The organism is Cellulosimicrobium sp. SH8 (assembly GCF_025818875.1).
GTDB lineage: Bacteria > Actinomycetota > Actinomycetes > Actinomycetales > Cellulomonadaceae > Cellulosimicrobium > Cellulosimicrobium cellulans_D.
In genome coordinates, this window is sequence record NZ_JAMXMH010000002.1 from 303,749 (window position 1) to 323,570 (window position 19,822).

The 19,822-nt window shown below is 73.9% G+C and carries 12 protein-coding genes; 8 read left to right on the forward strand and 4 right to left on the reverse strand.

The window, feature by feature from the left end:
• Window positions 1–25: 25 nt before the first annotated feature.
• The 4 genes from NF338_RS04075 to NF338_RS04090 are packed head-to-tail and all read right to left on the reverse strand — an operon-like array spanning window position 26 to window position 4,285.
• The gene (locus tag NF338_RS04075) at window positions 26–1,237 is read right to left on the reverse strand and encodes a sugar ABC transporter permease (protein WP_087470896.1); all 1,212 of its coding nucleotides are present in this window, start codon (window positions 1,235–1,237) and stop codon (window positions 26–28) included.
• Window positions 1,234–2,046: an ATP-binding cassette domain-containing protein gene (locus tag NF338_RS04080; RefSeq protein ID WP_087470895.1), complete on the reverse strand. Its 813-nt coding sequence runs from the start codon at window positions 2,044–2,046 to the stop codon at window positions 1,234–1,236. The genes NF338_RS04075 and NF338_RS04080 overlap by 4 nt, the downstream gene beginning before the upstream one ends.
• On the reverse strand, window positions 2,043–3,170 hold the full coding sequence (locus tag NF338_RS04085) for a substrate-binding domain-containing protein (RefSeq protein ID WP_264029619.1): 1,128 nt from the start codon (window positions 3,168–3,170) through the stop codon (window positions 2,043–2,045). Before NF338_RS04085 ends, NF338_RS04080 begins: the two co-directional genes overlap by 4 nt.
• On the reverse strand, window positions 3,167–4,285 hold the full coding sequence (locus tag NF338_RS04090) for an ROK family transcriptional regulator (protein WP_204539431.1): 1,119 nt from the start codon (window positions 4,283–4,285) through the stop codon (window positions 3,167–3,169). Before NF338_RS04090 ends, NF338_RS04085 begins: the two co-directional genes overlap by 4 nt.
• Window positions 4,286–4,659: 374 nt before the next feature.
• Here NF338_RS04090 and NF338_RS04095 point away from each other — a divergent pair, with 374 nt between their 5' ends.
• The 8 genes from NF338_RS04095 to NF338_RS04130 all read left to right on the forward strand — a co-directional run bounded on the left by NF338_RS04095 (window position 4,660) and on the right by NF338_RS04130 (window position 19,806).
• A complete protein-coding gene (locus NF338_RS04095; RefSeq protein ID WP_204539428.1) occupies window positions 4,660–5,958 on the forward strand; it encodes an ABC transporter substrate-binding protein in 1,299 nt (432 codons plus the stop codon).
• A gap of 141 nt (window positions 5,959–6,099) precedes the next feature.
• Window positions 6,100–7,002, forward strand: a complete 903-nt coding sequence (locus tag NF338_RS04100) for a carbohydrate ABC transporter permease (RefSeq protein WP_264029620.1) — start codon at window positions 6,100–6,102, stop codon at window positions 7,000–7,002.
• Window positions 6,999–7,901 carry a carbohydrate ABC transporter permease gene (locus NF338_RS04105; RefSeq protein ID WP_087470891.1) on the forward strand — a complete coding sequence of 301 codons (903 nt, stop codon included), beginning with the start codon at window positions 6,999–7,001 and terminating at the stop codon, window positions 7,899–7,901. Before NF338_RS04100 ends, NF338_RS04105 begins: the two co-directional genes overlap by 4 nt.
• Before the next feature lie 199 nt (window positions 7,902–8,100).
• Window positions 8,101–11,802 carry a glycoside hydrolase family 97 catalytic domain-containing protein gene (locus NF338_RS04110; protein WP_264029796.1) on the forward strand — a complete coding sequence of 1,234 codons (3,702 nt, stop codon included), beginning with the start codon at window positions 8,101–8,103 and terminating at the stop codon, window positions 11,800–11,802.
• A gap of 323 nt (window positions 11,803–12,125) precedes the next feature.
• Complete coding sequence (locus NF338_RS04115) at window positions 12,126–16,115, forward strand: discoidin domain-containing protein (protein WP_264029621.1); 3,990 nt, start codon at window positions 12,126–12,128, stop codon at window positions 16,113–16,115.
• 198 nt (window positions 16,116–16,313) lie between these two features.
• Complete coding sequence (locus tag NF338_RS04120) at window positions 16,314–17,855, forward strand: efflux RND transporter periplasmic adaptor subunit (RefSeq protein ID WP_264029622.1); 1,542 nt, start codon at window positions 16,314–16,316, stop codon at window positions 17,853–17,855.
• Window positions 17,852–18,592: an ABC transporter ATP-binding protein gene (locus tag NF338_RS04125; RefSeq protein WP_264029623.1), complete on the forward strand. Its 741-nt coding sequence runs from the start codon at window positions 17,852–17,854 to the stop codon at window positions 18,590–18,592. Before NF338_RS04120 ends, NF338_RS04125 begins: the two co-directional genes overlap by 4 nt.
• Window positions 18,589–19,806: an ABC transporter permease gene (locus NF338_RS04130; protein WP_264029624.1), complete on the forward strand. Its 1,218-nt coding sequence runs from the start codon at window positions 18,589–18,591 to the stop codon at window positions 19,804–19,806. The genes NF338_RS04125 and NF338_RS04130 overlap by 4 nt, the downstream gene beginning before the upstream one ends.
• Window positions 19,807–19,822 lie beyond the last annotated feature (16 nt).

The following is a 19,822-nucleotide window of genomic DNA, read 5'->3' on the forward strand; positions in this document are numbered from 1 at the left end:
GTGCTCTCCCCCTGCATCACCATCATCAGACCTCCCGTCGACCGCGGATGAGCATGTCGACGACGATAGCGAGCAGGAGCACCGCTCCGGTCACGATGTACCGCGTCGCCGTGTCGAGATTCAGCAGCGTGAGGCCGTTGGCGATCGACTGGATGACCAGCACGCCGAGCAGCGCGGACCACGCGCTCCCGCGCCCGCCGAACAGGCTCGTGCCGCCGATGACCGCCGCGGCGATCGCCGTGAGGTAGGTGTCGGCGGCGCCGGTGCCCTGGTTCGCGGCGGCGAGGCGACCGGCCGCGAGGATGCCTCCGAGCGCGGCGAACGTGGAGCAGGCGACGAAGCACGAGACGACGGTCCGCCGCACAGCGACGCCCGCGAGGAGCGCGGAGCGCCGGTTACCGCCGACGGCGCGCACCGACCGGCCCCACCGGGTGCGGCGCAGGAGGACGTCCACCACCACGACGAGCGCGACGAACAGCACGACCGTGTAGCCGATCCCGCGCGCGGTCCCCAGGTAGGCGACCGTGCCGACGAGGACCGCGGCGAGGACGGCGGTGCGGATCGCGATCCGCCCCAGCCCCGGGCTCGGCAGCTCCGCGCGCACGCGGCGCAGGTGGTCGACGACGCGCAGCCCGGCGTACCCGGCCACGACCACGACCACGAGCCCCCAGGCGGCGGCCGGAGCGAGGAAGCCCTGCTGCACGGTGCGCACGAGCCAGGACTCGAACGGGATGTTGATCGAGCCCGTCGGGCCCAGCACCCGGAGCTGCACTCCCGCGAGGACGAGCAGCCCGGCCAGGGTGAAGACGAACGACGCGAGCCCGAGGCGCGTGGACAGCAGCCCGTACCCGAGGCCGACCACGACGCCCACCGCGAGCGCCGCGAGGATCGCGAGCCCGACGGGCCAGTCCAGGTTGACGGTCCCGACCGCCAGCACCGCCGCGGCGAGCCCGCTCACGGAGCCGACCGACAGGTCGATCTGGCCGACGAGCAGCACGAGCACGACCCCGAGCGCGATGATCCCCGTGGGCGCGCTCTGGAGCGTGAGGTTGACGAGGTTCTCCGCCGAGAGGAACGCGGGGTTGATCGCGCCGAGCACGACCCAGATGAGCAGCAGCGCGCCGACGATCGGGAGCATGCCGAGGTGGGCGCCGCGCAGCTGCCGGACGACGCTGCCGGACAGCGCGCCCGTCGAGCGGTCGAGCGCCGCGCCGGAGGTGCGGCCGGGGACGCTCATCGGTGCACCGCCCCGGTGCCGCCGGAGCGCCGCTCGCGCCCCGGGTCGGTCGACGGCCGCGACGAGCCGCCCGGCCGCGCGGGCCGGACCGCTCCGGTCATCGCGGCGAGCAGGTCCTCGTAGGACGTGTCGCCTGCGAACTCGCCGTGCACGCGCCCGAGCCGCAGCACGAGGATGCGGTCCGCGACGGCCTGCAGGTCGCCCGCCTGGTGGCTGATGAGCACGACGGCGTGGCCGCGCTCGCGCAGCTTCTCGATGAGGTTGAGCACCTCGGCCGTCTGCCGGACCCCGAGGGCCGCCGTCGGCTCGTCGAGGACGAGCACGCGCGGCGCGCCGAGCAGCGCGCGCGCCACGGCGACCACCTGGCGCTGCCCGCCGGACAGGGTGCGCACGGGCTGGCGCACGGACGGGACGGTCGCGGCGAGCTGGTCGAGCAGGCCCCACGCCTCGCGCTCCATGGCGATCTCGTCGAGGAACGGGCCGCGCAGCGTCTCCTGCCCGAGGAAGACGTTCTCGACGACGTCGAGGTCGTCCACCAGGGCGAGCTGCTGGAACACCGCCGCGATGCCGTGCGCCCGCGCTGCGGCAGGTGAGTCGAGGACGACGGGCGCGCCGTCGAGCAGGACCTCGCCCGCGTCGGGCCGGAACGCGCCCGCGACGACGCCCGCGAGGGTCGACTTGCCGGCCCCGTTGTCGCCCACGACGGCGAGCACCTCGTGCTCGCGCACGTCGACGTCCACGTCGACGAGCGCGCGGACGCCGCCGAAGTTCTTGGAGACCCCCCGCAGGGACAGGACGGGGGCGCTCACGGGGCGGCCTCCAGGAGGCCGGCCTCGACGCACGCGTCGACGTAGTACGGGGTGCAGATCTCGTCGACCGTGTACACGCCGCCGTCGACGATGACGCGCTGCACGTCGTCGATCCCCACCGCGCGCGGCGCGAGGAGGAGGCTCGGGACGCCGTCGATGCTCGCGGTCGCGCGCGGGTCCTCGCCGCGGAGCACGCGGACGGCGAGCTCGGCGGCGGTGCGGGCCTGCTGGGCGGTCGCCTTGTAGACGGTCATGTACTGGTCGCCGGAGACGATGCGCTGGATCGCCGCGAGCTCGCCGTCCTGGCCCGTGGTGGGCGGGACGGGGTCGAGGCCCGCGGCCTTCATCGCGGCGATCGCGCCGCCCGCGATGCCGTCGCTCGCCGCGAAGACGCCGTCGACGCGGCCGGTGTACTGCGTGAGCTGCCCCTCGACCCACTCGGTCGCCTTGTCGGGGCTCCAGTCGGGGGTGTCGTACTCGGCGAGCACGTCGATGTCCTCTCCCTCGAGCGCGCGGTGGGCGCCGGCGGCGAGCTCCGCGGCGTTCGGGTCGGTCGGCGAGCCCTGGACGAGCAGGACGCCCGGCCGCCGGCCCTGCGCCGGCGGGTCCTGCTCGGCGCGGTCGAGGACCGCGCCCACGAGCGCCTCCCCCATGAGGTACCCGATGAGCTCGTTGTCGAACGAGACGTAGTAGTTCGCGCCCTCGACGAAGCGATCGTAGGCGATGACCGGCACCCCGAGCCGCTGCGCCTGGGCGACGATGCTCACCGCGGCGACCGCGTCGACCGCGTCGAGGACGAGCACGTCGGCCCCGCGCGCGAGCATGGACTCGGCCTGCTGCTGCTGGTTCGCGGCGTCCTGGGCGGCGTTGGCGTACAGGACCTCGCACGTGGGGCAGCGGCGCTCGACGACGCCCACGAAGGTCGGGCGGTCGGTGGTCTCGTACCGCGCGGTCTTCGCCTCGGGGAGCAGGAGCCCGATGGTCCCCTCCGACGGCCCGGCTGGCTCGTCGGGCGCCGCGCAGCCGGCGAGCGCGAGCAGCGCGACGACGACGGCCGCGAGCGCCGTCGTCACGGCGCCGCGGGCCCGACGGCGCCGGGTCGGCGCGGAGGTGGTCCCGGTCACGCGCTCACCCCCAGCGACCCGCTGACGCGCGCGAGGTCGAGCGCGACGGCGAGCGCCCCGCGCACCTCGGCGGCGGAGCCGAGCTCGGACGCGACGACCTCGACGGGGCCCGCGGTGCTCGGCACGGTGCGCTGCTCGAGCGCCGTGCGCAGCGGGCCGAGCAGGGCCTCGCCCGCCTCGGCGAGCTGCCCGCCGACGACGACGATCTCGGGGTCGACGAGGTTGCACAGGTTGGCGGCCGCGACGCCGAGGTGCTGGCCGGCGTCGAACAGGACGCGCCGGCACCCAGGGTCGCCCTCCTGGGCGCGCGCGATGACGTCGCGCAGGGTGAGGGGGCCACGGCTCTCGGAGAGCATGGACAGCAGGACGCCGGCGCCGACGTACATCTCGAGGCAGCCGCGGTTGCCGCACCGGCACACCGGGCCGTTCTCGTCGATCGTCACGTGCCCGATCTCGCCCGCGACGCCCGCGCGCCCGTGCACGACCCGCCCCCCGAGGACGAGCCCGCCGCCCACGCCGTGGGAGACGCGCAGGTACGCGACGGCGTCGTGCCCGACGGCGGCCCCGAACCGGGTCTCGGCGAGCGCACCGAGGTTGGCGTCGTTGTCCACGGTCACGGGCGCGCCGAGCTCGGCCTCCAGCACCTCGGGGACGACGACGCCGTCCCAGCCGCGCATCATGCCGACCGTGGCGATGCGGCCCGCGCGCACGTCGACGGGCGCGGGCACGCCGACGCCCACGGCGAGGAGCTCGTCGGGGGCGGCGTCGACGGACGCGACCATCTCCTCGACGAGCAGGGCGGCGCGCTGCAGCCCGGTGTCGGCACGGTGGTCGGGGGCGAGCGGCATGCGCTGGTCGGCGAGGACGCGCATGGACGCGTCGGCGAGCGCGACGCGCATGGACCGGGTGCCGAAGTGGACGCCGGCGACGAGCCCGAGGTTGCGCGCGAGCGTGACCTGGAGCGCGCGGCGGCCGCTGCGCGTGGACGGCGAGGTGTGCAGCACCCCCGCACCGGTGAGCTCCTTGACGATGTTGGAGACGGTGGCAGGGGACAGCCCGGTGACGCCGGCCAGCTCGATCTGCGTGAGGGAGCCACGCTGCTGGACGGCGCTCACGATCCGAGCTCGGTTGGCCTCACGCAGTGAAGTCTGCGAGCCCGGGGTCACCCGGTCAGCGCGCACGCAGGTCAGGATACCGCCGGGGCGCCCCCGTCCAGGTGGGACAGGCCGGGTCGTGGACACCGAGCCGATCCCCTGGACGAACTGGACAGCGCTGTCACCCTAGGCCAGACTCAGCGGAACCGCAGGTTGCGTGCAGGACCTGACGCGAAGATCACGATTCAGCGACGCTTGCGTTCATTTCTTGACATCAAGCCGGGTCGGGTCGTTGTATGGGCAGCGGGTTCGAGGGCGCGCCGGTGCGCCCGGCCGGTGCGACGTGGTCGTCTCTCCGGTCCCCCAACGACCGAAGAAGGCGTAGGGATATCACGATGCGAATCGATCGCAGGACGAGCGCGACGGTGGCGACGGCCGCCCTCGTGGGTCTCGCACTCGCCGCGTGCAGCGGCGGTGGTTCCGGTGACGGGGGCACCGGCGACGGAGGCGCTTCGGGGGGCGGCGACGAGGTCGAGGTCTTCACCTGGTGGGCCGCAGGCTCCGAGAAGGCGGGTCTCGACGCGCTGGTCGGCGTCTTCAACGAGCAGCACCCCGACGTGGAGTTCATCAACGGCGCGGTCGCCGGCGGCGCCGGCTCGGCCGCGAAGGACCTCCTCCAGTCCCGCCTGCAGGCGCAGGACCCGCCGGACACGTTCCAGGCGCACGCCGGTGCCGAGCTCCAGGACTACATCGACGCCGCGCAGATCGAGGACGTCTCGTCGCTGTACGACGAGTTCGGCCTCAACGACGTCTTCCCGGCCGACCTCGTCGACCGCCTCAAGTCCGACGACGGCGCGATCTACTCGATCCCGTCGAACATCCACCGCGCGAACGTCGTGTGGGCCAACCCGACCGTCCTCGAGGCCAACGGCGTCGACCCGGCCGCGACGTACGCGGACCTGGACGCCTGGATGGCGGACCTCGACAAGCTCAAGGCCGCGGGCGTCACGCCGCTGTCGGTCGCGACGACCTGGACCCAGGTCAACCTGCTCGAGACAGTGCTCCTCGCGGACCTCGGCGCCGAGGGCTACAACGGCCTGTGGGACGGCTCGACCGACTGGGAGGGCGCCGAGGTCACGGCCGCCCTCGAGGACTTCGAGAAGCTCATGAGCTACACCAACACGGACCGTGACGGGCTCGACTGGCCCGAGGCGACCCAGATGGTGATCGACGGCAACGCCGCGTTCAACGTCATGGGCGACTGGGCCGTCGCGGCGTTCGAGGAGCAGGGCAAGACGCTCGGCACCGACTTCACCGCGTTCCCCGTCCCGGGCACGGACGGCGTGTTCGACTTCCTCGCCGACTCGTTCACCCTCCCGGTGGGCGCGCCGCACCCCGACGGCGCCAAGGCGTGGCTCGAGACCGTCGGCTCGCTCGAGGGCCAGGTCGCGTTCAACAAGGCCAAGGGCTCCATCCCGGCGCGCACCGACGCCGACCCGAAGGAGTTCTCGGAGTACCAGCAGACGGCGATCGAGTCGTTCGGCAACGACACGATCGTGTCCTCGCTCGCGCACGGCGCCGCCGCCCCGGTCGCGACGCTGAACGCGATCTCCGACGCGACGAGCAAGTTCACGTCCGGTGGGTCCGACCTCGCGACCTACCAGTCCGAGCTCGCTGCCGCCGCACAGGGCTGACACCGGTCCACCGGAGCCGCCGCGCGTCGTCGGGAACCCTCCCGACGGCGCGCGGCGGAACCGCGTGACCGGAACGCGTCCCCCGGGACGTCGGTCGCCCTCGCGCGCCGCGTCCCCTCCTCACGACCGGGAAGTCCCACCATGCTCAAGTCACTGCGACGAGCCGGCCCAGCGCTGCTGATGCTCGCCCCCTCGCTGATCCTCGTCGGCGTGTTCGTCTACGGCCTCATCGGCGCGAACTTCAAGACGTCGATCACGGACAACCACACCGCCGCGCAGGCCACGGGACAGAAGCCGTCCGTGGTCGTCTGGTTCGAGAACTACTTCGACCTGCTCGGCAGCGAGGCATTCCAGCACTCGCTGAAGAACCTCGTCCTCTACACGGTGGTGTTCCTCGCCGGCACGCTCGTCATGGGCTTCCTCTGGGCGTGGATGATGGACAAGCCCGTCAAGGGCGAGGGCCTGTTCCGCTCGGTCTACCTGTTCCCCTTCGCCGTGTCGTTCGTCGCCTCCGGCGTCGTGTGGCGCTGGCTCCTCAACTCGAACCAGGACGCGCAGGCGAGCGGCCTGAACCGGCTGTTCCAGATCATCGGGCTCGACTTCCTCCAGAACAACTGGTGGAACAACGTCACCTGGGGCATCACGGCCATCGCCATCCCCGCGATCTGGCAGCTCTCCGGCTACGTCATGGCGCTGTTCCTCGCCGGGTTCCGCGGCATCCCCGACGAGCTGCGCGAGGCCGCCCGCATGGACGGCGCCAGCGAGTGGAAGCTCTACCGCCACGTGCTCTTCCCGCAGCTGTCGCCGGTCGCGCTCTCGGCGCTCATCATCATCGGCCACATGTCGCTCAAGTCGTTCGACCTCATCATGTCGATCTCGAAGCCGGCGAACTACCAGACCAAGGTGCCGGCCGTCGACATGTACGTGTTCAAGTCGAGCTTCGACTACGCGAACGCCGCGGCGGTCGGCTCCATCCTGCTGATCATCGTGGCCGTCGTCATCGTGCCCTACCTGGTCCGCACCAACCGTCAGGAGAAGCGATGACCGACGTCGTAGCCACCTCGGCGCCGGCACCGGACACCGCCGGGCGCCCGATCGACCTGCACCGCACGGTGCCCAAGAACCGGTTCTCCGTGGGCCGCACCCTCAAGTACGCCGCGCTGATCTTCTTCGTGATCATCGTGCTCATCCCGGTCTACGTGCTCCTCGTGACGAGCTTCAAGGGCACCGGCGACGCGTCGCCCGCTCGTGCGTGGTCGCTGCCCCAGGTGTGGACCCTCGAGAACTGGCAGACGGCGTGGACCGCGCTGTCCCCCGCGATCCTGCGCACGCTGCAGATGGTCGTGCCGTCGGCGATCATCGCGGCATTCCTCGGCTCGCTCAACGGCTTCGTGCTCTCGCGCTGGTCGTTCAAGGGTTCGAACCTCGTCTTCACGCTCATCCTGTTCGGGATGTTCATCCCTTACCAGGCCGTGATGATCCCGCTCAACCAGCTCGTGCTGGACCTGGGCATCCCCAGCGGCGTGCCGTCGCTGATCCTGCTGCACGTCGTGTACGGCATCCCGATCACGACGCTCATCTTCCGCAACTACTACATGACGGTGCCGCACGAGCTCATCGAGGCCGCACGCGTCGACGGCGCCGGGATGTTCCGGACCTACTGGTCGATCATCCTGCCGATCTCGATCCCCAGCTTCGTGGTCGTGCTCATCTGGCAGTTCACCTCGTCGTGGAACGACTTCCTCTTCGCGGTGTTCTTCTCCTCGAGCCAGAACGGCCCAGTCACGCTCGCGCTGAACAACCTCGCGAACGGCGCGCTGCTGCAGAACTACGGCGTGTCCATGGCCGGTGCGCTCTTCGCGTCCCTGCCGACGCTGCTCGTGTACATCATCCTCGGCAAGTACTTCATCGGCGGACTCATGTCCGGCTCGGTCAAGGGCTGACCTCCGGTCGGACCGAGCACGCGGGGGGCGGGCGGGACCTGGTCGTACCAGGTCCGGCCCGCCCCTCCGTCGTACCACCACCCACCGCACGACGGCGGTCGCGCACCCCGCGAACGCCGCGCCGCGCGGCGCCCGCGCACCACCGCGGGCTGCCGACGGTCCCCAGGACGACGACGTCTCAAGGAGCCCCGTGTACCGCATGTCGCACGACCCCACCCCGCCCCCACCCACCGCACGACGACGCCGTGGCCGGCTGCTGTCCGGCGCCGTCCTCGCGCTCGCGCTCGTGGCGCCCGTCGGCGCCGCGGCCCCGGCGCTCGCCGCGCCCGGCGCACCCGCGGCCGCCTCGGCCGTCGACGGGCACGAGGTCTCGTCGCCCGACGGCAGCCTCGACCTCACGGTCGGCGTCGTCGACGGCCGCCTCACCTACGACGTCGTGCGGGACGGCTCGACGACCGTCGTCGGAGCCTCCGGCCTCGGCCTCTTGCTGCGCGGACCCGACGTCGACCTCACGTCCGGGATGACCGTCGAGTCCGTCGAGCGCGACGAGGTCGACGAGACGTGGACCCCCGCGTGGGGCACGAGCTCGTCGGTGCGCAACCACGCGAACGAGCTGACCGTGCACGCGCGACACGCCTCCGGCCTCGCGCTCGACGTCGTGGCCCGGGTGTTCGACGACGGCGTCGGGTTCCGCTACGTCCTGCCCCGCCAGGACGCGCTCGCGGGCGGACCGTTCGTCGTGACCGCGGAGCGGACGGAGTTCGCGCTGCCGGCGGACCTCACCGCGTACTTCATCCGCGCCGGCAAGGACTGGAACGCGGACGAGAAGCACTACAAGGCGGCCCCGGTCGGGGAGGTGCCCGACGCGCAGACGCCCCTCACCCTCTCCCGCGGCGACGACCTGTTCCTCGCCGTCCACGAGGCCGACCTCACGGACTACGCGAGCATGACGCTCGTCCGCGGGGCGACGCCCGGGACCCTGGTGAGCGAGCTCATCGCGCTCCCGGACGGCACCAAGGCGGTGCTCGACGCGCGCGAGAAGGACGTCGTGACGCCCTGGCGCACGGTGCAGGTGGGGCGTGCGGCGGGCGACCTCGCCGAGTCGCACCTGGTCCAGAACCTCAACCCGCCGTGCGCCGTCTGCGACGTCGACTCCGACGGCGACGGCACCGCCGACACGACCGACTGGATCGAGGCGGGGACGTACACCGGCGTGTGGTGGGAGCTCCAGCGCCGCGACACGACGTGGACCGCGGGCGCCAAGCACGGCGCGACGACGGCCCGGATCAAGGACTACATCGACCTCGCGGCGGACGCGGGGGCGCGGTACGTGCTCGCCGAGGGCTGGAACACCAACGCCGGGGGCTCCTGGACCAACCAGGACTTCACGACGCCGATGCCCGACGTCGACCTCGACGAGGTGCTGCGCTACGGCGCCGAGAAGGGCGTCGGGTTCGTCGCGCACAACGAGACCCGCGGCTACGTCGACTACTACGACGAGAACCTCGAGCGGATCTTCTCCCAGTACGAGGAGTGGGGGATCCACGCGATCAAGACGGGCTACGCGACCCGCTTCCAGCTGGGCGGCGTCAACCGCAGCCACTACGACCAGGAGGCCGTCAAGCACTACCAGCGCGTCGTCGAGGCGGCGGCGCGGCACGGCATCTCCGTCAACGCGCACGAGGCGATCAAGCCCACGGGCAAGGACCGCACCTGGCCGAACATGATGACCGGCGAAGGCGTCGCGGGCATGGAGCAGCAGAACTACATGGGCGCGAACGGCAACCCGCCGGAGCAGGCGACCATCCTGCCGTTCACGCGCTGGATCGGCGGCCCGGCCGACTACACGCCGGGCGTGCTCGACGTGCTGTGGGACCCGGCGAAGCTCAACACGCGGGTGCAGACGACCACCACCACCCAGCTCGCGCTCTACACGACCTTCTACAGCCCGCTCCAGATGCTCGCGGACACGCCCGAGAACTACGCGAAGCACCCCGAGGCGTTCGAGTACCTGCGCGGCATGCCCGCGACGTGGGACGAGTCGCACGTGGACGCGCAGATCGGCGACCACGTCACGACCGCCCGCCGCAGCGGCGACACCTGGTACGTGGGCGTCGTGACCGACGAGGTCGACCGCACGCTCGACGTCCCGCTGGACATGCTGGACGACGGCGTCACGTACGTCGCGGAGGTCTGGGCCGACGCGCAGGAGGCGAGCTGGAAGGGCGACCCCACCGCGGTCGAGGTCACGCGGTCCCTCGTGACCTCGGACGACGTCCTCAGCGCGTCGCTCGTCGGGGCAGGCGGGCAGGCGGTCCGGCTCCGACCGGCCACCGCCGAGGACCTCGCCGGGCTGGCGCCGTACGAGCGGGCCCGCCTCGACCTCACCGGCGCACCGGAGGCCACGTTCGACCCGGCCACCGGCACCGTGAGCGTCTCGGCCGAGGTCGCCAACGCGGGGACCACGGTCGCCGAGGCGCACCTGGTCCTCGACGGCGAGACCGTCGCGGGCACGACCGCGCGGGTCGGCGGCGGCCAGACCCGGGAGCTCTCGTTCACGCTCGACGCGGCCGACGTGTCCTACGCGGAGCACAACGAGCTCGCGGTCGCCGGGACGGACGGCGCGTCGGGCGAGCCCGCCCGGGCGGCGCTCCTGCCGTACCCGGACGGCGCCGCCCTGGAGGCCCTGGTGACCGCCGCTCGCGCGGACGGCGACCTCGACCCCGCGACGGCGGGGCTGCTCTCGACGCGCGTCGGTGCGCTCGTCGCGGCGGCGGCCGACGCGGACCTGGGTGCCGCCCAGCGCGCCGCGCAGAGCGTGCGGACGGTCCTGCTCACGCGCTCGACCGAGCAGGTCGGGGGCTCCGCGCTCGCGACGCTCGACGCCGCGGTCGCGCCGTGGCTCGGCGAGCGGGTCGGGCTGCCGCGCGTGCTCGCCGACCTGCACGCGGCCGAGGGGGCGGGAGAGCTCACGGAGAGCGACGCCGCCGCCGTCCGCGCACCGCTGGCCGCCGCGGTCCGCGCCGCGACGCGCGACGACGACGCGGCCGTGGGCAGGGCCCTCGCCCGGGCTGCCGCCGCGCTCGCCACCCTGCCTGCCGGACCCGCCGTCGAGACCTTGGACGGGCTCGTCGCGGCCCAGCGCGAGGAGCTCGTGCTCGAGGCCGAGGCCGGGACGCTGAGCGGGGGCGCGATCACGACGACCGAGCACCCCGGCTACACGGGCACGGGCTTCGTGCGCACCCTCTCCCGCGAGGGCGCGGCCTTCGCCGTGGACGTCGCGGGCGTCGCGCCGGGGACCACCTACGAGGTGAGCTTCCGCTACGCCAACGGCATGGTCGTCGCCCCGCTCGACCGCCAGCTCTCGCTCACGGTCGACGGCGTCTCCTCCGGGCCGGTCCCGTTCCCGAACCTGGGTCAGGACGCCGAGCGGTGGCGGCGCTGGGGCTTCTCGGAGCCGGTCCGCGTGACCGTGGGCGAGGGCACGACGCGCGTCGGCCTGCGCTACGACCGCGGCGACACCGGCAACGTGAACGTCGACCACGTGCGGCTCGTGCCCGACCGCGGGGTCGTCGTCGGGTCGTCCGGCGGCGTCGTCGGCGCCGCGGCCGACGTGCGCGTCGAGGTGCAGCCGCGGTGCCTGGCCGGCAAGGCGTACGTCGCCCTGCGCGCGCTCAACGGCGAGGACGTCCCGGTCGGGCTCACGCTCGACCTGGCGACCGCGTTCGGCGAGCGCACGGTCTCCGACGTCGCGCCGGGCGCGTCCGGCTACCAGTCGTTCGCGACGCGGGCGCGGGCCGTCGAGGCGACGACCGCGGTCGTCACCGCGCACGGCGAGCTGGGCGGAGAGCCTGTGGACGCCCGGGTCGCGGTCGACGTGCCCGCCGTCGACTGCGGCTGAGCGGACCGCCCGGTCGGTCGTCACGACGGCCGACCGGGCGAAGTCCGCGGCGCTCCCTTCACTCCCGGGAGAACCCCGCCTATACTCACTTCGACAGCGCTGTCAGGTGACCTCGCGTCACCACGTGCGACGTCGCACCACCCGAGAGGAACGCACCGCGTGAGCACCCCCCGCCCCGCCTGAGCAGCGCCCCCCGACCCGCGCGGGGGCGCCGGTCGTCCGACCCTGGACCGGCACTCCCCGCGCGAACCCGCACCACCCCGCACCCGCACCACCCGCCCGAGCACCAGCACCGTTGCCGCTCGACGACGCCCGGAGGCCCCATGACCCGCCCGCCCGCCCCGCCACCAGGACGCCGCGCGCGACGCCGCGCCACCGCCGCCGTCGCGCTCGCGACGGCCGGAGCCCTGCTGCTCACCCCCGCGGTCGCCCAGGGCGCGCCGTCGGCCGCGTCACCCGCCGCCGCCACCGCGTCGCTCGACGCGGCCCCCGCGTTCGGCGCCCCCGACGCGACGGCCGCCGACTACTACGGCGCGCTGCTGCGCCACACCCGCTGGGTCGAGACCGTCTGGGACTCGTCGGCCGGGGTGTACCAGCTCAAGGACTTCAACTTCGCCGTCGTGCTGGGCAACGCCGTGCTCCTGACCCACGGCGAGTACGACGCCGAGCTCGCCGGCATCTCCGAGGAGACGCTCCGCGCGCACACGCTCGCCACGATCCGCCACTACGCCGCGAGCAACCGGTTCGTCGACCCGGCGGGCACCTGGGGCAAGAAGCTGTTCTGGGACTCGACGTTCCAGTCGTACTTCCTCGCGGCCGGGACCCTGCTGTGGGACGAGCTCGACGCGACGACGCAGGCGAACCTCACGACCATCGCGACGGGCCAGTCGAAGTACACGGCCGACCTCGACTTCGGCAAGGACCCGCTGTCGGGCTCCTGGACCGCCGACTGGCCCACGGGCAAGCACGAGGGCGACACCGCGCAGGAGGAGGTCGGCGTCTACACGCAGGCGCTCGCCCCCGGCCTCGCGTGGGCGCCCGACGACCCCGACGCGGCGCGCTGGGCCGAGCAGCTCGGCGACTGGGGCCGCAACGCCGCGGGCCAGCCGACGGCCGACCAGAACAACCCGGCCGTCGTCGCGGGCAAGGCCGTGTCGACGAACACCATGCAGACCATCCACGACACGTACCTCGTGGAGAACCACGGGTCGTTCGGCCCGCACTACCAGTCCGACATCTGGCGGTCCGGCGGGCGCAACGCGATCCACTTCCTGCTCCGCGACGAGCCGCTGCCGGAGATCCTCACGCACCAGCCGAACTCGGCGGAGCTGTGGGAGTCGATCAAGCTCGTCATGTCCGACGCGGGCGAGCCGTTCATGCCGATGGTCGCCGACCGCGAGTACCTCTACGGGCGCGACGCGATCCCCATGGCGTTCCTCGGCCAGGTGCTGCGCGACCCCGACGCCGCACGCGCCGAGGCCAACCTCGCGGCCGCGCTCGCGGACTACCAGTCGTACGCCCCGGTCTACCGCCTGGCGAAGTTCTCGGGCGAGCCCAAGTACGAGCCCGAGGCGCGCGCGGAGATCGCCATCTCCTACCTGCTGCACGTCGAGGCCGCCGAGTCGCCCGAGGGCTCTGTGGAGCCGACGCCGCAGGACGAGTTCTTCGAGCGCCTCGCCGGCGTGCGCGACTTCGGCGCCGGCCCCGGGCTGACGGTCCAGCAGTCCGCGGACGCCTGGGCCGCGGCGTCGAGCCGCAAGGGCTTCGTCAAGTTCCCCTGGGTCCCGGGGCACGACTCGTGGCTGTTCCACGTCTCGGGCTCGACGCCGTACCTCTACCCCAGCACCGGCGCGACCGTCGACGAGCGGCACGTGACGACGTACACCGAGCCGCGCGACGGCTTCGAGGGCACGTCGTCGGTGTTCCGGGTCGGCAGCGGGTACGCGGGCCAGGTCACGCTCCCGACCGGGGCCGCCGTCTACGCGTCGACCGGCTCCTCGACCGGCTCGGCCACGGAGGACGCGAGCCTGTCCGTCCGCAACCTCGACATGAACGGCTACTCCGGGCTCGACGGGTCGCGCACCTACACGACCGCCGAGGGCGAGACCACCGCGACGCTCCCGGTCACCCGGCCGGCCGACCCCGCGGACGCCAAGGCGGCGCGCGTCGACGACCTCACGTTCGCGCCCGTCACGGCGCGGTACGTGCGGCTCCTCGGGCAGCAGGGCCACCCGCAGTACGGCTACTCGATGTTCGCGTTCCACGCCTACGGCGCGGACGAGGGGTCGGCGACCGACCTCGCGGCCGGCAAGGTCGCGACGGCGTCGAGCGAGGACGTCGGGGGCGGTCGCCAGGCCGCGCGCGTCACGGACGGCAACCCGTCGACCCGCTGGGCCGTCGCGGTCGGCGAGCGCACGCGCCCCGACTCGTGGATCCAGGTGGACCTCGGCGAGGAGACCACCGTCGGCGGCGTGCGCTTCGCGTGGGAGGCGAGCGCCGGCGCGCGCTACCTCGTCCAGACGTCCACCGACGGCCAGACCTGGACCACGGCGACCGCCTACGGCAAGGCCCCGGCGGACGTGAACGTGGCCCGCCTCGACACCGTCGACCTCACGCCCGAGGGCGCGGACGCGCCCGCGCCGGTCACCACGCGCTACGTGCGCATGCAGGGCGTGCGCGGCGACGCGGCGTACGGCTACTCGCTCTACCACCTGCGCGCGTTCTCCCCGACCGGGACGGACGTCGCGGCGGGCAAGCCCGCCACGGCGTCGAGCGCCAACGGCTCGAACCCCGCGAGCGCCGTCACGGACGGCTCGGCCACGACCCGCTGGGCGGTGTCGGTCGCGGACCGCACCAAGCCCGACTCGTGGGTCCAGGTCGACCTCGGCGCACCCACCGCGGTGAGCCAGGTCCAGCTCGGCTGGGAGGTCGCCGCGGGCCAGGAGTACCGCGTGCAGACGTCGCTGGACGGGCAGACGTGGCACGACGCCGCGTCTTTCCGGTACACGGGCGACCAGGTGCTGAGCAGCGACGGCGACTGGCTCAACGTCGAGGGCGAGGCCGGGTTCGTCGTGCGCGGCTCCGACGCGCCGGTGACGGTGTCGCGCGCGACCGACACGCGGCACGTCGTCCGGCTCACGGACGGCGCGACCGGCCCCCGGCTCGTCGAGATGGTCCCGGGCGACGCCGCGACGACCGCCGCGCAGGCCGAGGCCCGCGTGCCCACCTCCGAGGACCCGGCGGTGCTCGTGAGCGCCGTCGACGGCTACGTCGTGGCGTTCAACCTCACGGGCGCGGACGTCACGACGACGATCACCGTCCCGCACGACGGCGGCGCCGTCCCGGTGTACGCCGGCACGCAGACGGTCGGGGCGGACGCGTCGACGCTCGCCGTCACCGTCCCCGCCGGTGACGCGGTCGTCCTCGCGCCCCGCGCGTCGGTCGCCGCGCACGGCGGAGCGACCCCGGTCGGGGTCACCGTCGCCGTCGACGACGCCCGCTCGTTCCGCGTGAGCGGCGGCGGGGCGCCGGTCGAGCTGCGCCACGCCGAGACGGGCGCGGCCCGCACGGTGGGGGCGACGCCGTCGGGCACGCGCGTCACGTTCCGGGACGCGACGCCGTTCCCCGTCGCGGACCGCGCGCTGAGCACCCTCACGTTCCCCGCGTCGGTGCTGCCCGAGGGCATGACGTCGCCGTCCCTCGCCGTGGACGGCGACGCCGCCACGGCGTGGGTCCCCGGCCCGGACGGCCGCATGGTCACCGACCTGGGCGCCCCGCGCGAGATCGGCACCGTCGTCGCCGCGTGGGAGCGCGGCGGGGCGCCGGAGTCGGTCGTCTCCGTGAGCGACGACGGCCTGGCCTTCACCGACGTCGGCACCCTCGGCGCGGGTGACGCCCGCGGCGCGCTCGCCGTCGACCGCACGGCCCGGTACGTCGCGCTGAGCACGTCGTGGCAGGACGGCGACCCGGGCCTCACCGCGCTGCGCGTGCTCGCGCCCGGCGCGGCCGACCCGTCGTCGCCCGCACGTGTGGCGGTCACCGCGACGGCCGAGGTCCGGTGCCTCGGCGGCAAGCCGTACGTCGCGGTGCGGGTCGTGAACGACGACGACGCGCGCCTCGACGTCGAGGTCACCACGCCGTGGGGCTCGAAGAGCTTCCCGTCCGTGGCCCCCGGCAAGAACGCGTACCAGTCGTTCGCCGTCCGCGGCGACGCCACGGACGGTCCCGTGACCGTCACGGCCGCGCCGTCGGACGACGCCGACGAGCGCGAGACCGTCGCGACGCCGGGGCACGGCCAGCCGACCTGCGGCTGACCCGCGGCTCACCCACGCCGAACCCGGGGTCGCTCCCCGATCCACCTCCGGATCGGGGAGCGACCCCGGGTTCGGCCGTGTCGAGGACCACGCGCTCATAGCCTGCGCACAGCCGCGCGCTACGTTCGCCCCAACCTGCCTCTCTAGCCTCCCGATCGACCGCCGCCGACCCGGTGGCACCGAGCCAGGGAGACGAGGGTGCTCCAGCAGCGCACACGGTCGTCCACGACCGCACCGAGGGGGACCTCCCCCGACCACCCGCCCGGCGCCTCGGCGGGCACCGCGACGGGCACCTCGACGGGCACCGCGACGGGCAGCTCGACGGGCACAGACCCCGGGTCCGGGGACGGTCCCGGCGAGGGCACGACGTCCGACGGCCCCGCCCAGGGCACCGTCGGCACGCGCCGCGAGCGCCTCGCGCGTCGCCTCCGCGGCCCGCGCCCGCGCCGTCGTGCGCTCGTCGTCGGCGTGGTCGCCGTCGTCCTCGTCGCCGCACTCGTCGTGTACCTCGCGGTCCTGCGGCCTCGCGCGTCGTCGGCCCAGGAGGCGGGCGCCGCGCAGCCCGTCACCGCGCAGGCGACCACGGCCATGTTCGAGCAGACCGTGACGACGACCGGCACGCTCGCACCGAGCGTGCAGGAAGACGTGTCGTTCGCGGCGGCGGGCACGGTGCAGACGGTCGAGGTCGCCGCCGGCGACACGGTCGAGGCGGGCCAGACGCTCGCCACCATCGACACCCTCCAGCTCGACGCGGCGCTCGCGCAGGCGAACGCCGACCTCGCGCAGGCGCAGGCCGACCTCGCCGACGCGCGGGAGTCGGACGACGGCAGCGACGCCGCCGGGGCCGCGGTCGAGGCGCGCGAGTCCGCCGTCACCGTCGCGCAGCAGGCGTACGACGACGCCGAGGCGGCGATGGCCGACGCGACGCTCACCGCCCCCGCGGCCGGGCTCGTGACGACGGTCGGCGTCGCCGTCGGCGACACCGTCGGCTCGACGGGCTCGTCCGCGTCGACCGGGTCGGGTTCGCCCGGCGGCACCGGCACGGTGCCCGGGGCGTCGACCGGCGGGTCCGGCGGCAGCGCGTCGTCGGGCTCCTCCGACACCGCCGCCTTCACGATCGTGGGCACCGACGCGTGGACGGTCGACGTGAGCGTCGGCGAGGCCGACGTCGCCGCGATCGAGGCGGGCGACCAGGTCGAGATGACCTCCGACGACCTCGCCGACACCGTGTTCGGCACGGTGAGCGAGATCGGCCGCCTGCCGTCCACGACCCAGGGCGCGGTCGCGTACCCGGTCTCCGTCGCGGTCACCGGCAGCCCGGAGGGCTTGTACGACGGCGTGAGCGTCGACGTCTCGATCGTCACCGAGCGCCGCACCGACGTGCTCTCCGTCCCCGCCGCCGCGGTCTCGACGAACGACGACGGCGCGTCCGTGGTCACGCTCGTGGCCGACGACGGTTCCACCTCCGAGCAGGTCGTCGAGACGGGCGAGACGTCGGGCCAGTCCGTCGAGATCGTCTCGGGTCTCGCCGAGGGGGACACCGTCCAGTACACGGCGTTCACGCCCGGCGCGGGCCGGGGGCAGGTCGGCGAGCAGGGTGGCACCGGCGGGCAGGGGTTCCCCGAGGGCTTCGACCCGTCGCAGCTTCCGATGGGCGGGCAGGGCGGCGGACAGGGCTTCCCCGAGGGGTTCGACCCCTCCCAGCTGGGCGCCCGCCCCGGCCAGGGCGGGAACTCGTGACCGCGGCGACGACCGCCGTCGTGCCCGCGAACCCGGCCGCGGACGCCACGCCGGTCATCGACCTGCGCGACGCGCGCAAGACCTACCGCACGGGCGACCTCGAGTTCGAGGCGCTGCGCGGCGTCGACCTGCGGATCGAGCGCGGCGAGTACGTGGCGATCGTCGGGCCGTCGGGCTCGGGCAAGTCGACGCTCATGAACGTGCTCGGCTGCCTCGACACGCTCACCTCGGGCACGTACCGGCTCGCGGGCGACGACGTGGCGGACATGGACGAGACGGACCTCGCGAGCGTCCGCAACGAGCAGATCGGCTTCGTGTTCCAGCAGTTCAACCTGCTGCCGTCGCTGTCGGCGCTGCGCAACGTCGAGCTCCCGCTCGTGTACCGGGGCGTCGCCCCGGCGGAGCGCCGCGACCGGGCCGCGGAGGCGCTCGCGCGCGTCGGGCTCGCGGACCGCACCGCGAACCGCCCCGGCCAGCTCTCGGGCGGCCAGCAGCAGCGCGTCGCCGTCGCGCGGGCGCTCGTGGGCGAGCCGGCGCTCGTCCTCGCGGACGAGCCGACGGGCAACCTCGACTCGCGCTCGACGGCGGACGTGCTCGACCTCCTCGACGCGCTGCACGCGCAGGGCCGCACGATCGTCCTCATCACGCACGAGCACGAGGTCGCGCAGCGGTCCCGGCGGGTCGTGCGCGTGCTCGACGGCCTCGTGACGTCGGACGAGCGGGTGGTCGCGGCATGAGCTGGACCGAGACCGCCGCCACGGCGTGGCACGCGATCCGCGCGCACACGATGCGCTCGCTCCTCACGGTGCTCGGCATCCTCATCGGGATCGCGGCCGTGATCCTCACGGTCGGGCTCGGGCTGGGGACGCAGAAGGACGTGTCCGAGGACATCAGCGCGCTCGGGTCGAACCTGCTCATCGTCACCCCCGGGTCGTCGACGGACTCCTCGGGGATCCGGGGCGGGTTCGGCTCCGCGTCCACGCTCACCGTCGCCGACGCCGAGGCCCTCGCTTCTCAGGTCGCGGTGCCCGACGTCTCCGCGGTCACCGCGGAGAAGGAGTCGTCGCAGTCGCTCGAGGCGGGCGACGCCAACTGGACCACGACCGTCGCGGGCGTCACGGGTGACTGGCTCGAGGTCCGCTCGCGCGAGCTCGCTGCCGGGGAGTTCGTCGACCCCGCGTCGACCGACGAGGTCGTCCTCGGCCCTGAGACGGCGACCGAGCTGTTCGGCCGGGCGGACGTCGTCGGCCGCACGGTGAGCATCGCCGGCACGACGTTCGACGTCGTCGGCGTGCTCGAGGCGGCCGGGTCGAGCGCGTCGACGAACCTCGACGACACGGCGGTCGTGTCCCTGACGGCGATGACGTCGGCCGTCACGGGCGGCACCGACACGTCGGTCAGCACGATCTACCTCAAGGCGACCGGCACGGACGCGATCTCCGCGGCCTACCAGGAGGCCGAGTCCCTGCTCCTCGCCCTGCACGGCGCGAGCAGCGCGGACGCGGCCGACTTCACGATCGACTCCCAGGACTCGCTCGTGTCCACCGCGACGTCGGTCTACCGCACCCTCACCGTCCTGCTCGCCGGGGTCGCGGGCCTGTCCCTGCTCGTGGGCGGCATCGGCGTCATGAACATCATGCTCGTGTCCGTCACCGAGCGGACGCGCGAGATCGGCCTGCGCAAGGCGCTCGGCGCGCCGCCCGGCGCGATCCGCCGCCAGTTCCTCACGGAGGCGTCGATGCTCGGCGTCACCGGCGGGCTCGTCGGCGCGCTCCTCGGCGTCGTCGCGGCGCTCGCGCTCCCCGCCGCGCTGGGGTCCTCGATCGTCGTCTCGCCCCTCGCGGTCGGCGGCTCGATCGCCGTCGCGCTCGCCATCGGGCTCGTGTTCGGCGTCTACCCCGCCGTGCGCGCCGCGCGCCTCGCCCCCATCGACGCGCTGCGCAGCGAGTGACCGCGCACCCTCAGCA

Coding starts and splice junctions, on each gene's coding strand:
- NF338_RS04075 (WP_087470896.1), bottom strand. CDS start 1,237: ATGAGCGTCCCCGGCCGCACCTCCGGCGCGGCGCTCGACCGCTCGACG.
- NF338_RS04095 (WP_204539428.1), top strand. CDS start 4,660: ATGCGAATCGATCGCAGGACGAGCGCGACGGTGGCGACGGCCGCCCTC.
- NF338_RS04100 (WP_264029620.1), top strand. CDS start 6,100: ATGCTCAAGTCACTGCGACGAGCCGGCCCAGCGCTGCTGATGCTCGCC.
- NF338_RS04105 (WP_087470891.1), top strand. CDS start 6,999: ATGACCGACGTCGTAGCCACCTCGGCGCCGGCACCGGACACCGCCGGG.
- NF338_RS04110 (WP_264029796.1), top strand. CDS start 8,101: ATGTCGCACGACCCCACCCCGCCCCCACCCACCGCACGACGACGCCGT.
- NF338_RS04115 (WP_264029621.1), top strand. CDS start 12,126: ATGACCCGCCCGCCCGCCCCGCCACCAGGACGCCGCGCGCGACGCCGC.
- NF338_RS04130 (WP_264029624.1), top strand. CDS start 18,589: ATGAGCTGGACCGAGACCGCCGCCACGGCGTGGCACGCGATCCGCGCG.